Source organism: uncultured Microscilla sp., from assembly GCF_947493425.1.
Classification (GTDB): Bacteria; Bacteroidota; Bacteroidia; order Cytophagales; family Microscillaceae; genus Microscilla.
The window spans coordinates 25,608-39,119 of sequence record NZ_CANLRP010000015.1 but is presented as its reverse complement, the minus strand read 5'-3'; the positions used below and the strand labels follow the sequence as shown (position 1 = coordinate 39,119).

Below are 13,512 nucleotides of genomic sequence, written 5' to 3'. Positions count from 1 at the left end.
ATGATTTGCGACCTGATTCTGGAAGCCACCAACCCTGCTCAACCACTTTTAAACAAGCATCTAATAAGTGTAGATGAAAAGAGCGGAATCCAAGCCTTGGAACGAATCATTACTTCAAGTAATGGCAGCCAAGGCCTGGAATATGAGTACAAGCGTCATGGTACTACCTGCCTAATGGCTGGGATGGATGTAGAAAATGGAGCAATCTCTCACCATCAGCTTCAGGATACACGTGATGAACAGGACTTTTTGTCTTTTATCAAGGTGCCGATAGAGAAATACCCACCAAATGATGAGATAATCATCATTGCCGACAATTTAAATACCCACACGTCTGCTTCTCTAACCAAATGGGTAGCAAAACAAATAGGTGTTCGGGGAGATTTGGGTAAAAAAAGAGGCAGAGGCATTTTAAAGTCTATGGCGAGTAGGAAAAAGTTTTTGGCAAAGGCCATCGGATTAGATTTGTTTTTACACCAAGGCATTGTTCCTGGTTAAACCCTATTGAAAACTGGTTTTCTAAAATTCAAAGGCAACTCATCAATCGGACAAGCTTTACATCTAAAAGTACGCTTTGTCAAACAATAGAAAGGTATATCAATTGTTATAATCAGCATTGGTTAAAGCCTTTGAAGTGGAAGTTCAAAGGCTTTATAAAAATATTAATATTATACCAACTTAATGCCTATTGCACTAGCTTGCGACTATTCTAGGTCAACTTCTTATACCTAATTCGCTTAGGACCTTCGTCGCCCAAACGCTTCTTACGGTTAATCTCGTAGTCAGAGTAGTTACCCTCAAACCAATATACCTGAGAGTCACCCTCAAAAGCCAATATATGTGTAGCAATACGATCTAAGAACCAGCGGTCGTGAGAAATGATCACCGCACAACCACCAAAATTTTCTAAGGCCTCTTCCAAGGCTCTCAAAGTATTCACGTCCAAGTCGTTGGTAGGTTCATCAAGTAAAATCAAATTCCCCCCTTGCTTGAGCGCCATTGCCAAGTGTACCCGGTTGCGTTCTCCACCTGATAAGTCGCCTACCTTTTTTTGTTGGTCGGTTCCTGCAAAGTTAAAGCGACTTACATAAGCCCTTGCGTTCATTTCTTTGCTCCCCAATTGAATAATCTCATTGCCTCCCGAAATGGCTTCATACACGGTGTGCTCAGGCTTCAGGTCATTGTGTTCCTGGTCTACGTAAGCAATATCTACAGTTTCGCCTACTTCAAAACTTCCCTCATCAGGGGTTTCGTTGCCTGTAATCAGCTTAAACAAAGTAGTTTTACCTGCACCATTGGGACCAATGATTCCCACGATTCCGGCCGGAGGAAGGTTAAATGACAGGTCTTCAAATAATAGTTTGTCTCCATAAGCCTTCGACACACCATTTACCTCAATTACCTTGTTGCCTAAACGTGGTCCAGGTGGGATAAAAATCTCAAGCTTGGCTTCCTTCTCGCGGGCTTCCTCTCCCAATAGTTTTTCATAAGCACTCAAACGCGCCTTCGATTTAGATTGGCGTGCCTTGGGCGTCATTCGTATCCACTCAAGCTCTCGCTCCAGCGTTTTGGAGCGTTTACTTTCAGTCTTTTCTTCTTCCGACAAACGTTTTTGTTTCTGATCCAGCCATGACGAATAGTTTCCTTTCCAGGGAATACCTTCTCCACGATCAAGCTCCAAAATCCAACCTGCCACATTGTCCAAAAAGTAACGGTCGTGAGTCACAGCTATTACCGTACCTTTATACTGTTGTAGATGTTGCTCTAGCCAATGCACCGACTCAGCATCTAAGTGGTTGGTAGGTTCATCTAACAACAACACGTCAGGTTCTTTGAGCAACAAACGGCACAAAGCAACGCGTCGTTTTTCGCCTCCTGACAAATGTTCTATTGTAGCATCAGCTGGTGGAGTACGCAAAGCGTCCATGGCTCGCTCTAACTTAGAGTCAAGTGACCAAGCATCGACATTATCCAGTTTTTCTTGCACCACTCCCTGGCGTTCTATGAGCTTGTTCATATCGTCATCGCTCATAGGTTCGGCAAACTTTAGGTTGATTTCGTCAAATTCTTTTAATAAATCTACCACTTCTTGCACACCTTCTTCTACGATTTCCCGTACTGTCTTTGTAGGGTCAAGTTGAGGCTCTTGTTCGAGGTATCCCACCGAATAACCTGGTGAAAAAACCACCTCTCCCTGATAGTCTTTGTCTATACCGGCTATAATTTTGAGCAACGAAGACTTACCAGAGCCGTTTAACCCCAAAACACCTATTTTGGCACCGTAAAAAAAAGATAAATAAATATTCTTTAAAACTTGCTTTTTAGGAGGATATATTTTATTTACTCCTGCCATTGAAAAGATAATAGTTTCTTTACTCATCTTTTATGTGTAGTTTTACATCTAATACTCTAAAAACTAACAATTAAGCATTTTTTGGTGAACATTTCACTAAACTTGCATAATTATCGAATAATGATCGTTATGAAAAATATAACAAAAGCCAAACTTAGCCGATGGAAGAAATGAACACAACCGATACCACAGCGCACGAATATGGCTACATTCGTGGCAATGAGATTTATTTAAAAGGCTTTTTAGACTTTCCAGACAGACAAATTGGACAAGTAAAAGAATCAGAAGAAGCCTCCATCAAATACTTTGAAAAAAGATTTGACCTGGCAAAAAAGAAAGTGCAAGATCTTGAAACTATGATAGATGAGGCGCAAAACAAAGGTTCATATTTAATGAAGCTTGTTCATATGCGTAAATATCTAGCACAGTTTGATGGTTTAGGAGATTATGTAGCCCTGTTTAAAAAATTAGACGAGCTTGAAGCAGAATTAAGAGAGCTGATTGCCGTTAATAGAATCAAAAATCTCGAAATTAAGAGAGCTTTGATTAGAGAAACTCATGACATTCTGGAAGATGTACAAGATTGGAACGACGCTACCGAGCTGATTCGTGAGGTAAAACTCAAATGGATCAAAACGGGAGCCGTGAAGAAAGACTTCCAGGAGAGTATTGAAGAAGACTTTAACGAAATGGTGAGGGTTTTCTTTGACAAACGCAAAGATTTCTACAAGAGTAGAAACAATGAGGTAAAAGACCGGGTGCGTATGTACCGTGATATTGTATATCGCGTAGAAAAAATGAAAGACTCTGATCGTTTTGATGAGACCTTTGAGCAGTTCCGTGATTTGCAGCAGCGTTGGAAAACCATAGGAAAAATTCCACACAAACGTGCTGTAGAAATGTGGGACAAGTTTAAGAAAAGCAACGACTACTTCTTTAAGCGTTATAAGTCTTACAAAGCCTTGCGCGAAGAGCACGCCGAGGATGAAGCACCTACAGAGGAGTTTCGTGATATGATCGTGCGCAAAATGTGTGTAAGAGCTGAAGATTTGCTAGAAGATCCTGACATAGACTCTAGTGCTGATCAGGCAAAGGAATTGTTGATGAGCTGGAAGCGAATCAGTGGCATATTCAAAGGCATTGATCGCCACATGAGTAGCCAGTTCAGAAATGCCTGTGACCGCATTTTTGAGATAAAATACCTCATGAGGGTAATCAAAAGAAAGTATCCTTACTTTGATGATAAGCCCCGTGAAGATCAATTACGCATCAAAATTAGTTTTATGCGTGAATTGATTCGTCGTGATGAGCACGATGTACAGTTTGCTGAAAGCAAATTGAGCCAGAGCCAAAACCAGTACGACAACCGTGGTGGTGGTTATAACAACAACAGGTACGACAACCGTGGAGGTGGCGATCGCTACAACAAATATGACAACCGCGGTGGCGGAGGAGGTTATAACAAGTACGACAACCGTGGAGGTGGCGACCGTTACAATAAGTACGACAATCGTGGAGGTGGCGACCGTTACAATAAGTACGACAACCGCGGTGGCGGAGGTTATAACAAGTATGACAACCGCGACAAATACGATAATCGTGGAGGTGGCGACCGTTACAACAAATACGATAACCGTGACAAGTACGACAACCGTGGAGGCGGTGACCGTTACAACAAATACGATAATCGTGGAGGTGGCGACCGTTACAATAAATATGACAACCGTGGAGGTGGCGATCGTTATAACAACAACCGTGGAGGTGGCGACCGTTATAACAACAACCGTGGAGGTGGAGGTTATAACAACAACAGGTACGACAACCGTGGAGGTGGCGACCGTTATAACAATAATCGTGGCTATCAAGACAAAGATGAACGCCAACTTCGCAACACGCTTGCCATTCAGAAGCGTAAAATTGAGGTGAAAAAACAAATTTTGGCAGAAATGGAGGCTGAATTGGCAGACTTAATGAATTAAAAATGTAGTTAAAAAGCCTGTTTAAAGAACGTATTTATACATTTTAGTCAACAGGCTTAAAAAAACTACTTTTTTTGTCAAAAAAGAATGGAATTTGTTAAAACAAATTTCTCTGTCAGATAGTATCTGAAAATAAATAGATGTAGAACAATAACCTTTTTCAATTTCTATATATGTACTGGACATTAGAATTAGCTTCATATTTAGAAGATGCTCCGTGGCCTGCCACAAAAGAGGAGTTAATAGACTTCTCTCTTCGAACAGGGGCTCCTATGGAAATCGTGGAGAATCTTCAACAAATTGAAGATGACGGTCAACCTTATGAGAACATTGAGGAAATCTGGCCAGATTACCCAACAAAAGATGATTTCCTTTTCAATGACGATGAATATTAGCGTATGCTTATAACTTCGTATGATTTTAAGAATAGCTATTTATAGACTTCGGTTTATAGGTAGCTATTTTTTTTGCGTATTTTTAAATATGAACCCTCTAAGATTTGCCCTGTTATTTCATTTCATTACGTTGTCAGGGTGGTTGGTATCCTGCACTGAAGCAACCACTTCAAGCCAGCCAAAACAGCAAACCGATACTCTGGAAGCCACACCTTATGGCAAACTTTACCCACGGTCTAACCAGCCTCTTGTAAACCTACTACCCAATGTACCTGACATATTGCCTGATATGGGTGTGGCTACTTTCCCAAAGCAAAAAAAACGTGCAATGACTCGGTTGCCTTTTGTTAAAAATACTTCTCTGAGAAAGTTATTAGTCATTGATAAAAAAACAGTATGGCAAATTCAACCCTGTCAGGCATTGTTATTTGGCAGTGGTATGAGCATTGACGCTGATGGTTCGCCAAGGGCTTATCACCCTAAAAACACTGGGATTGACGACTTGAAACACGCAGGTAAAGGAGGGAAATGGTGGGCAATTGCTACAAAAAATGGTAAACCAGTAGTGCAGAAAAGTGGTTATTATGTATCTATGACCAGTCTGCAGGATTTTAGGTACACTCCCTGGGATCAGCGGAGGTATGTCAATGCTGAGACAATGCCTTATATAGTATTGCCTCCCAAGGTAAAGCAAAGGGGAAGGGTAAAGTTGGGTGACGTAGCAGTAGTGTATAACACGCGTAACAAGCGTTGGGCGTATGCCATATATGCTGATACAGGCGCCAATTCCAGAATAGGGGAAGGTTCTATAGCTTTGGCGCGTTTATTAGGTATAAATGCCAATGCACGTACTGGAGGTGTAGCAAACGGGATTATTTATGTAGTTTTTCCTGGAAGTGGTCAGGGTAAACCAATGACCTACTCGACTATCCAATCAATTGGACAGCCTTTATTTTATCAATTGGGTGGGGTAAGAGGCTTGTTGTCCCTTAGTAAGGGTGCCCTAAAGCCGTAGTCTTTGTGGTCAGCAAATAGAGACGTTATTTTCAGCCTTTCTTGCCAAGTCATCAATTTTGTATAATAAACCTTTTTTTTCGTATAAAATTTAATCTTTTATCACTTGGTATAAGTTATATTTAAAGTAACACAATTTTAATTGCAAGTATTACTATTATTTATTGAAGTGAAACTTAAATATATACACTATGAGACAATACACTTTAGTTATTTTGAGTATTATGGGCTTACTGTTTAGTTCCTGTGTTGTGGTAAAGCAAGATATGGTAGGGGTGAAGACTAAGTTTGGCAAAGTCAAGCCACAAACTTTAGAGCCTGGGCTTTATTCCGTTAACCCGTTTACCACTAAAATGTTAACACTCCCTGCCAGGTCTATTAATATGGAGCTGAAAATAGATTTACCAAGTAAAGAAGGGCTTACTATTTCTTCAGACATATCTATACTTTATCGCATAAAAAAAGAGGATGCGGCTAACATACTTAAAAATGTAGGGTATGGATATGAGAAAACCCTCATCTTACCAGTTTTTAGATCGGCTTCTGCCGATGTGTGCGCCAGGTTCTTTGCCAAAGATATGCATTCAGGAGAGCGGTCAGTAATAGAAAATAAAATTCAAGAGCGCATGAAAGAGCTACTTGATAAGCGAGGTTTTTTGATAGAAGCAGTATTGCTCAAAAGTATAAGTTTACCTGCGAGAGTATCCAGAGCTATTGAACAAAAACTTGCTGCTGAGCAAGATGCTATGAGAATGCAGTTTGTTTTGCAGCGTGAGCAACAAGAAGCCAAAAGAAAGCGAATTGAGGCTGAAGGAATAAAAGACTTTCAAAAAATCATTTCAAACGGATTGACAAAAGAAGTACTTCAGATGAGAAGTATTGAAGTGATGAAAGAATTGGTGAGGTCTGGCAATTCTAAAGTAATTATTACTAACGGAAAGACTCCTTTGTTTTTGGATGATAAATAGCCTTGATGTTGCTAATAAAAGGGGATAGTAACAGCTCTGGGGGAACTCTTGATTTTATTTTTTTTGAACAAAAAAGCTGCGGAGTTGTTATTTTAGTAACATATAACTTTTTTAAAAGCTTATTTTTGATAATAGAGAAAAGCTGATTAGTGGGTTATTTGAGGCATCATGTAAGGGTTTGGTTAAATGATAAGTAATTTACTTAATTAATAATGTTAATTTAATATTTTTATTACATTAATAAATTGTTAATTTTGTGACAAGATTGATAAGCACTTAGTCAAAGTATCTAACAAAATGACCGAAAAACAAGCAATAATTATAAGGAGAGTATAATACCTAAAAAACTATTCATGGCACTATACATTTGTAAAGCTTCTGTAACCAAAGACATTACAATATAGAAAGTATAGGAGAGCCTGAAATACTATCAACCCTAATGCTGTTAGTACAGTAGTGGATGCGCCAGTAAGTAGAGCAAGCCTGGTAAAAGAAATAGAACTAAAGGTTATCGGTGAGGTAACCCAGCAAGATATATAAGATTATAGCTAACCCGGTTTCAGAGGCTGTAAAATCTGAAACAGTAGCCAAACCTTTACCTTTAATAAAAAGGAAAAAGAGGCTACATCAATCAAAATAAAATTTTAAGAACATAAAATCCAAAAAGATGAAGAAAGCTATCAAAAAAGCAAAATCTAAAGCTGAAAAAGCAGTAAAAGAAGCCAATGCTAAAATGCAAGAAAAAATAGCTGATGCCAAGAAAGAGGCCAAAAAAGCTAAAGCTGACGCAGAAAAGAAAGTAGAGAAAACAAAGGCTAAATTAAAAGCAGAAGCTAAAAAAGCTAAAGCAGAGGCAAAAGCTAAAAAGTCAAAGAAGAAATAATAAAAACAAGCCCTAAAAGCGTAAAAAACAGGCAATTCCTATTGCCTGTTTTTTGTCGAACTCACCTGGGTGATTTAGTATGTATAGTTTCTTCAATGATTAGTATACGTGTTGTCCATTGTTGATTGTATAATTGACACCTGTTACAAAACTAGCCATCAAGCTAAAAGGAAAACAGTAAAAAAATCACTTGAAAATACCATTATCACCGTAGCGAGTGCCCCCGTCTGGTGATCGAATCGCCATGATTTGGACATAAAAGAAGTTTTATGGGGGAAGTAGGGTAGAGTAGTCAGAAGAGAATAAAAAAGTTAATTTTATTCTAGTAATCAAAATTACAGCTAAGCATTGTTTCACAAGCCCTAAAAAGTGAAACAGTAGTCAAACTTCAATAGAAGTAGGCTACAATAATTAAAACAAAATCAAAGTCTAAAGAAAATGAAAAAAGCCAAAGAACAAATTAAGAAAGCCCAAGCCAAAGCAGAACAAAAAGCTAAAGAAGCAAATGCTAAAATGAAAGCAAAAATAGCTGATGCTAAAAAAGAGGCTAAAAAGGCTAAAGATGAAGCTGAAAAGAAAGTAGAGAAAGCTAAAACTAAAGCTAAAAAAGCCAAGGCTAAAAAGTCAAAAAGCAAAAAAACCAAAGCGAAAAAGAAGTAATCAATATAAGTTCTAATTATAAAAAAAACAGGCAATTCCCATTGCCTGTTTTTTTATGCATATCCTTTAAAAAGTATACACCAAGATGGTGTAATGGCAGTTCTTTGTATTGCAGAGTAACACTTTGAAGCAGTACACCAGTCAAATATAATATTTGGCGGCTTAAACGAGTTTTTTAGCTTTACTTACAACATAAAATGGTAAGTTCTTAGTATACGTGTTGCCCACCATTGATTGCATAATTGGCTCCAGTGACAAAGCTTGAATTTTCAGAAGCAAGGAATGACACCAAGTGTGCCACTTCAAAAGTGCCACCCAAACGTCCTACCGGAATCTGGTCAATTATTTTTTGGCGTACATCTTCGCGTACAGCCATCACCATATCGGTACCAATATAACCAGGTGATATGGTATTTACTGTAATGCCTTTTTTGGCTACTTCCATTGCCAGCGTTTTGGTAAAACCGTGGATACCTGCTTTTGCCGCAGAATAATTAGCTTGCCCAAACTGTCCTCTTTGACCATTTACTGACGAAATATTGATAATTCGTCCGTAGCCTTGGTTACGCATATCGGCAATTACATGGCGTGAACAATTGAAAACACTGGTAAGGTTAGTACCAATCACAGCGTCCCATTGATCTTTTGACATTTTGTGAAAAGCAATGTCGCGGGTAATACCTGCGTTGTTGATTAATATATCGATGACTCCTACTTTCTCCTTGATTTCGGTAATCATTTTTTCAACGGAATCAAAGTCACACACATCGCCCAAAAACATTTCTATTTCAAAGCCTTCAGCTTTCATTTCAGCTGCCCACTTTTCGGCTTTTTCAGGGTTACGATAGTTAGCAAGCACCCTGTAGTTGTCTGTAAAAAGTTGTTTACACATAGCAGTACCCAGACCACCAGTTGCACCAGTAACAAGCGCTATTCTTTTGTTATTTGCATCCATATCAGTTTACTTTTGACTTAGGTTATCTATTTGAGAGTGATACAAATGTATTAAAGTTTTCTAATCTTTTCTTACATTGTAATAAAAAAAACTTAAAAAAATATTGGAATAATCGTATGCTTGTAAATATTACATTTTTTGACGTAATAGACTAATTTAAAGCTTTTTGTGTATTAGAAAAGTTACATTTAAATAAAATTAATACAACCAAATAAATGCTTTGATAAGTGCAATTAAAACTTGATAAAATGTTTATTTTTGGTGTACACCTTCCAAAATCAAATTATTCATTGGGTTGGTCTCCAAGCCTTCAATGTTATTTTGTTTAAGCCATATATTTTCATCGTAATAGAGTACAATTACTGCGGCCTCATCCATGATCATTTGATCCATTTTGCGATAAGCGCTGTGTCGGGTAGATGAGCTTTGGGTAGCACGGGCTGCTTCAAAAAGTTGGTCAAACTGAGGGTTTTGATAGTGGGTTTTGTTAGGCCCATGAGGAGCAAAGTTTTTGCTGTAAAACATTGCCAGGTAATTTTCCGGATCAGGATAGTCGCCCAACCAAGAGCCTCTAAACAACCCTGCTTTGCCTGCATCTACTTTTTGTTGATGTTTCGAGAATTTTTGACGGTTAATTACTACGTTGACCCCAATATAACGCCATTGTGATTGAAGGTATTCAGCCAGTTTTTTGTCGGCTAGGTGAGTATGCAAAGTAATGGTTGGCAAACCTTTACCCTCTGGGTAACCCGCTTCTTTCAGCAATTTACGTGCTTTTACAATGTTATACCGATAACCCTTGGCACGAGTACTGTAAGAAATAACTTCGGGTACAATGCCATAGTGCCCTGGAATACCCACTTGATTTCGTAGCTTATTTACCAGTCCTTCGCGGTTAATGGCATAACTTAATGCCAGACGTAACTTTTTGTTTGTCCAAAGCTTTTGTTCGCCAGGGTGTTCAAATGCAAACCCTATGTATTCAGTATTCATATAAGGTGCCTTTTCTACGGTAAACTTCCCCAACCATTTTTCTTTGACAGTGCCATCTTCATCTAGTAAAAGGTCAGCACTACTCTCTATGGTGCCAGTTAGAAAATCGAGTTTACCTTGAGTAAACATTTTAAAGGCTTTTTTGCGATCTTCTATAAACGAGATGCGTACCTCATCCATCAACGGAAGCTTTTTACCATCGTAGCTAAACTTCCAGTAAAGGAGGTTTTTTTTGAGCAACAACAACTTGTTGGGTTTCCAGAGTACAAACCTGAAAGCTCCAGTACCCACGGGGTTTTTGCCAAACTCTTTGCCGTATCTGGTCACTGCTTCATGAGGTACCACAAAAGTGTATGGCATAGCTAACAATTGGGGTAAATGATCAAAGCGTTGGTGAAGGTATACCCTGAAACTATAGCGACCAACTGCTCGAAAACAAGTGTCAGAAATAGAGTTGTTAGAGTTGCGTAATACTTTATCTTTAAATATCCAGACACCAGGGCTTTTGGTTTCTGGGTTTAAGATACGTCGATAAGTATACACAAAATCGGCTGCTACTACCTCCCGTCTTGCATGGTTGGCAAATACACCATGGTTATGAAACTTGATGCCTTTTTTAATATGAAAAGTGTAAGTTTTACCATCTTCTGTTACTTCCCATTTGTTTACCAAGTCAGGAGCCACCCGGTTGCTTCTTCCAAAACGAAACAAACCATTATAAAGCTGAGTAACCGCCCAGATATTAGCTCTTTTATTGGCAAAAGCTGGGTCGAGTGAGGTAAGCCCTCCGGTTTGATTGTATCTAAAAATTTTTGTCTTGCCAACTTGGGCTATAGACACATGTGCAAGGTGGATGAATACAATGCTGAACACAAAAGAAGTTAAGTACTTATTAGATTTTTTTAATAGCATAAGGTCTAAATTCTTAGTGAGTGGTTATTTGTTGAAATATAAAAAAAAGTCGGTGTTTCCACCGACTTTAATATATAAATAAAATAATAAAGAGATTGTTTTTGGTTTCAGGCTATTTTGCTTTAAAAATAGTTACTTCATAACTAAAATCTTTTGTTTCGCCGCTTACCAGCTTTACCCCAGTAATATTCACCTTGTAGGTTACATCATCGGCAGAGGTAATGTTTATATTTTCAGGAACCCATACCATTGTACGATCACCAAATCCACCGTTGTTGAGTTTTTCTTGGGTTAGATTTACTGTATTGCCACTGGCATCAGTCATAGTTACCTTGGCATTAGAAAAGTCGGCCGAGGGAATAGAAAAAGACCAGCGTGGGTACACTAAATCTTGAGGCATAAAGCCTTTGGGCGGGTAAGCCACAAAATCGGGCATATTTAAGGGTACAGGACCTATGTCACCAATTACCCACAAAGCGTTGCTTCGGTCGGTGTCTCCGGTACCTACTTCTTGTAGCTTGGGGTATAATATCCAGCGACGATGCCCCACAAAATAATTGCCTGAACCAGCATCTCTAATGTAGGCATCGACTGCTCTAGAGCCTGCCGAACCTAACGATAAGTTAGATTTGCCAGAGGCTTCACGCCCGTCAGCAGTATAACACGACCAGGTAGTAGGCGGGGAGTGAGAAAGAGAGTTGTTGGCGCGTGACATCAAGGCAGCTTGTTGGCATTTATTACTTTTTTCGGCGTTTAATACCACGTTGCCAGGTAGACCTACCAGCTTGCGGTAAAAATTGAGGCGTTGAAGTACCTTATTTTGAGTATTGGTAGGAGTAATACCTGCATTACAGTTACTTACATTGCCGCTCCAACCGATTTCGGTAAGAATGGAGGGTACATACTCCTCATTATAAAGTTTGAGAATAGCATCTTTTTGTGCAGTTCCACCAGCAGTGGCAGTAGTGTCTGTTCCGGTGTTATCTGGAGACACCTCATCTATTTTGGCGCAAGATGTTTGCAATACTATTACAGCAAATAATGCGACCCAGGTAATACGTATATTTGACATTGATATATAAATCGTTTTCAGTTATGCAGGGATGAGTGTTGAATAGGTTATAACAACGAATTGAAAACCCACTTAAGTGTAAAAATACATATTTTCATATTTCTTTTACTGAATACGTAAGTTAAGTCCCGATATTTACCGATTTAGGGCTTTTATTTTGATAAATGTGCCCAAAAACACCCCTATTTAACTTTCATTATAGAACTTTTATAACTGGGCGCTGTTTTTGAAATATTTGTAATTATCTGATTTTCAGTTATTTATGTTTGTATAAGCAATGACAAAAAAGATAAACTAACTTACATTTCTTTGGGCATCACTTTTTTATCAACTATCTTTGCTCACCTTGAGGCAAACCAAAAAAGAGATTATGCTTTTAGATTTTGAAAAACCCATTGCGGAACTAGAGCAAAAGTTGGATGATATGAAACAACTTGCGGTAGAGAGTGATGCCAATGTAGCAGACGCTATCAAAGTGCTCGAACAAAATATATTAAAAGTAAAGAAGGAGACCTACACCAACCTCACCCGTTGGCAGAGGGTGCAGCTGTCTCGTCATCAAAACCGTCCTTATACTTTGGACTATATCCACGAGATGTGTGACAACTTTGTAGAGTTGCACGGTGATCGTAACATTGCTGATGATAAGGCAATGGTGGGTGGTTTTGGTGATGTAAACGGACAAACTGTCATGTTTATAGGACAGCAAAAGGGGCGCAATACCAAACAACGGCAATACCGAAACTTTGGAATGGCTAACCCAGAGGGGTACCGTAAAGCATTGCGTTTGATGCGGCTTGCTGAAAAATTTGATAAACCTATAGTAACCTTGATCGATACTCCGGGAGCTTTTCCTGGAATTGAGGCTGAAGAAAGAGGGCAGGCTGAGGCGATTGCGCGCAATATCAAAGAGATGTTTACTCTCAAAGTTCCTGTGATATGCATTGTGATTGGCGAGGGAGCATCGGGTGGAGCTTTGGGTATAGCAGTAGGCGACAAAGTAATGATGCTGGAAAATACCTGGTATTCAGTAATTTCTCCTGAAAACTGCTCTACCATCTTATGGCGTAGTTGGGACTACAAAGAACAAGCAGCCGAGGCATTGAAGCTTACTGCTGATGATATGAAGGGCTTCAAACTAATAGATGAAATTATTCCCGAGCCTTTAGGAGGGGCACATGCTAATCCTAAATCTACTTATGAGACTGTAAAACAAGTGATTTTGAAAGAAATCAAAGCATTGCAAAAACTTTCCACCGAAGAGCTGGTCAATCGGCGAATAGAGAAGTTTAGTGGAATGGGTGAAGTACAAGAGTAGTACTCTTTAT

At 39.0% G+C, this 13,512-nt stretch carries 13 protein-coding genes; 9 read left to right on the top strand and 4 right to left on the bottom strand.

Annotation, left to right across the window (positions count from 1 at the left end):
- The gene (locus Q0954_RS06525; protein WP_299455179.1) at positions 1–498 is read left to right on the top strand and encodes a transposase; all 498 of its coding nucleotides are present in this window, start codon (positions 1–3) and stop codon (positions 496–498) included.
- A complete protein-coding gene (locus Q0954_RS06520) occupies positions 459–713 on the top strand; it encodes a transposase (RefSeq protein ID WP_366916718.1) in 255 nt (84 codons plus the stop codon). Before Q0954_RS06525 ends, Q0954_RS06520 begins: the two co-directional genes overlap by 40 nt.
- Here the strand turns inward: Q0954_RS06520 and ettA are convergent.
- Complete coding sequence (gene ettA, locus Q0954_RS06515) at positions 710–2,380, bottom strand: energy-dependent translational throttle protein EttA (protein WP_299455177.1); 1,671 nt, start codon at positions 2,378–2,380, stop codon at positions 710–712. The genes Q0954_RS06520 and ettA overlap by 4 nt on opposite strands.
- 143 nt (positions 2,381–2,523) lie before the next feature.
- On the opposite strand from ettA, the gene Q0954_RS06510 reads away from it, so the two are divergent.
- The 6 genes from Q0954_RS06510 to Q0954_RS06485 all read left to right on the top strand — a co-directional run bounded on the left by Q0954_RS06510 (position 2,524) and on the right by Q0954_RS06485 (position 8,252).
- A complete protein-coding gene (locus Q0954_RS06510; RefSeq protein WP_299455174.1) occupies positions 2,524–4,332 on the top strand; it encodes a DUF349 domain-containing protein in 1,809 nt (602 codons plus the stop codon).
- 173 nt (positions 4,333–4,505) lie between these two features.
- On the top strand, positions 4,506–4,727 hold the full coding sequence (locus Q0954_RS06505) for a DUF2795 domain-containing protein (RefSeq protein ID WP_045113568.1): 222 nt from the start codon (positions 4,506–4,508) through the stop codon (positions 4,725–4,727).
- A gap of 88 nt (positions 4,728–4,815) precedes the next feature.
- The gene (locus Q0954_RS06500; protein ID WP_299455170.1) at positions 4,816–5,742 is read left to right on the top strand and encodes a glycoside hydrolase family 75 protein; all 927 of its coding nucleotides are present in this window, start codon (positions 4,816–4,818) and stop codon (positions 5,740–5,742) included.
- A gap of 190 nt (positions 5,743–5,932) precedes the next feature.
- Positions 5,933–6,709, top strand: coding sequence for a prohibitin family protein (locus tag Q0954_RS06495; RefSeq protein WP_299455168.1), 777 nt, complete (start codon positions 5,933–5,935; stop codon positions 6,707–6,709).
- Between the two features lie 667 nt (positions 6,710–7,376).
- Positions 7,377–7,592, top strand: coding sequence for a hypothetical protein (locus tag Q0954_RS06490; protein ID WP_299455166.1), 216 nt, complete (start codon positions 7,377–7,379; stop codon positions 7,590–7,592).
- 438 nt (positions 7,593–8,030) lie between these two features.
- Positions 8,031–8,252 carry a hypothetical protein gene (locus tag Q0954_RS06485; RefSeq protein WP_299455163.1) on the top strand — a complete coding sequence of 74 codons (222 nt, stop codon included), beginning with the start codon at positions 8,031–8,033 and terminating at the stop codon, positions 8,250–8,252.
- A 208-nt stretch (positions 8,253–8,460) separates the two neighbouring features.
- Here Q0954_RS06485 and phbB read toward each other — a convergent pair whose 3' ends face one another.
- The 3 genes from phbB to Q0954_RS06470 all read right to left on the bottom strand — a co-directional run bounded on the left by phbB (position 8,461) and on the right by Q0954_RS06470 (position 12,184).
- Complete coding sequence (gene phbB / locus Q0954_RS06480) at positions 8,461–9,207, bottom strand: acetoacetyl-CoA reductase (protein ID WP_002697155.1); 747 nt, start codon at positions 9,205–9,207, stop codon at positions 8,461–8,463.
- Between the two features lie 252 nt (positions 9,208–9,459).
- Complete coding sequence (locus Q0954_RS06475) at positions 9,460–11,112, bottom strand: ABC transporter substrate-binding protein (protein ID WP_299455157.1); 1,653 nt, start codon at positions 11,110–11,112, stop codon at positions 9,460–9,462.
- A gap of 112 nt (positions 11,113–11,224) precedes the next feature.
- Entirely contained in the window at positions 11,225–12,184 is a 960-nt protein-coding gene (locus Q0954_RS06470; protein WP_299455154.1) for a CAP domain-containing protein, read from the bottom strand.
- A gap of 370 nt (positions 12,185–12,554) precedes the next feature.
- On the opposite strand from Q0954_RS06470, the gene Q0954_RS06465 reads away from it, so the two are divergent.
- Positions 12,555–13,502 (top strand): acetyl-CoA carboxylase carboxyltransferase subunit alpha, encoded by a 948-nt coding sequence (locus Q0954_RS06465; RefSeq protein ID WP_299455152.1) that lies wholly within the window; start codon positions 12,555–12,557, stop codon positions 13,500–13,502.
- The last annotated feature ends 10 nt before the right edge of the window (positions 13,503–13,512 follow it).

What these genes read in the sequence shown, in the direction of transcription:
- Q0954_RS06465 (WP_299455152.1), top strand. Translation starts at nt 12,555, where the DNA reads ATGCTTTTAGATTTTGAAAAACCCATTGCGGAACTAGAGCAAAAGTTG.
- Q0954_RS06470 (WP_299455154.1), bottom strand. Translation starts at nt 12,184, where the DNA reads ATGTCAAATATACGTATTACCTGGGTCGCATTATTTGCTGTAATAGTA.
- Q0954_RS06495 (WP_299455168.1), top strand. Translation starts at nt 5,933, where the DNA reads ATGAGACAATACACTTTAGTTATTTTGAGTATTATGGGCTTACTGTTT.
- ettA (WP_299455177.1), bottom strand. Translation starts at nt 2,380, where the DNA reads ATGAGTAAAGAAACTATTATCTTTTCAATGGCAGGAGTAAATAAAATA.
- Q0954_RS06525 (WP_299455179.1), top strand. Translation starts at nt 1, where the DNA reads ATGATTTGCGACCTGATTCTGGAAGCCACCAACCCTGCTCAACCACTT.
- Q0954_RS06505 (WP_045113568.1), top strand. Translation starts at nt 4,506, where the DNA reads ATGTACTGGACATTAGAATTAGCTTCATATTTAGAAGATGCTCCGTGG.
- phbB (WP_002697155.1), bottom strand. Translation starts at nt 9,207, where the DNA reads ATGGATGCAAATAACAAAAGAATAGCGCTTGTTACTGGTGCAACTGGT.
- Q0954_RS06490 (WP_299455166.1), top strand. Translation starts at nt 7,377, where the DNA reads ATGAAGAAAGCTATCAAAAAAGCAAAATCTAAAGCTGAAAAAGCAGTA.
- Q0954_RS06475 (WP_299455157.1), bottom strand. Translation starts at nt 11,112, where the DNA reads ATGCTATTAAAAAAATCTAATAAGTACTTAACTTCTTTTGTGTTCAGC.
- Q0954_RS06485 (WP_299455163.1), top strand. Translation starts at nt 8,031, where the DNA reads ATGAAAAAAGCCAAAGAACAAATTAAGAAAGCCCAAGCCAAAGCAGAA.
- Q0954_RS06510 (WP_299455174.1), top strand. Translation starts at nt 2,524, where the DNA reads ATGAACACAACCGATACCACAGCGCACGAATATGGCTACATTCGTGGC.
- Q0954_RS06500 (WP_299455170.1), top strand. Translation starts at nt 4,816, where the DNA reads ATGAACCCTCTAAGATTTGCCCTGTTATTTCATTTCATTACGTTGTCA.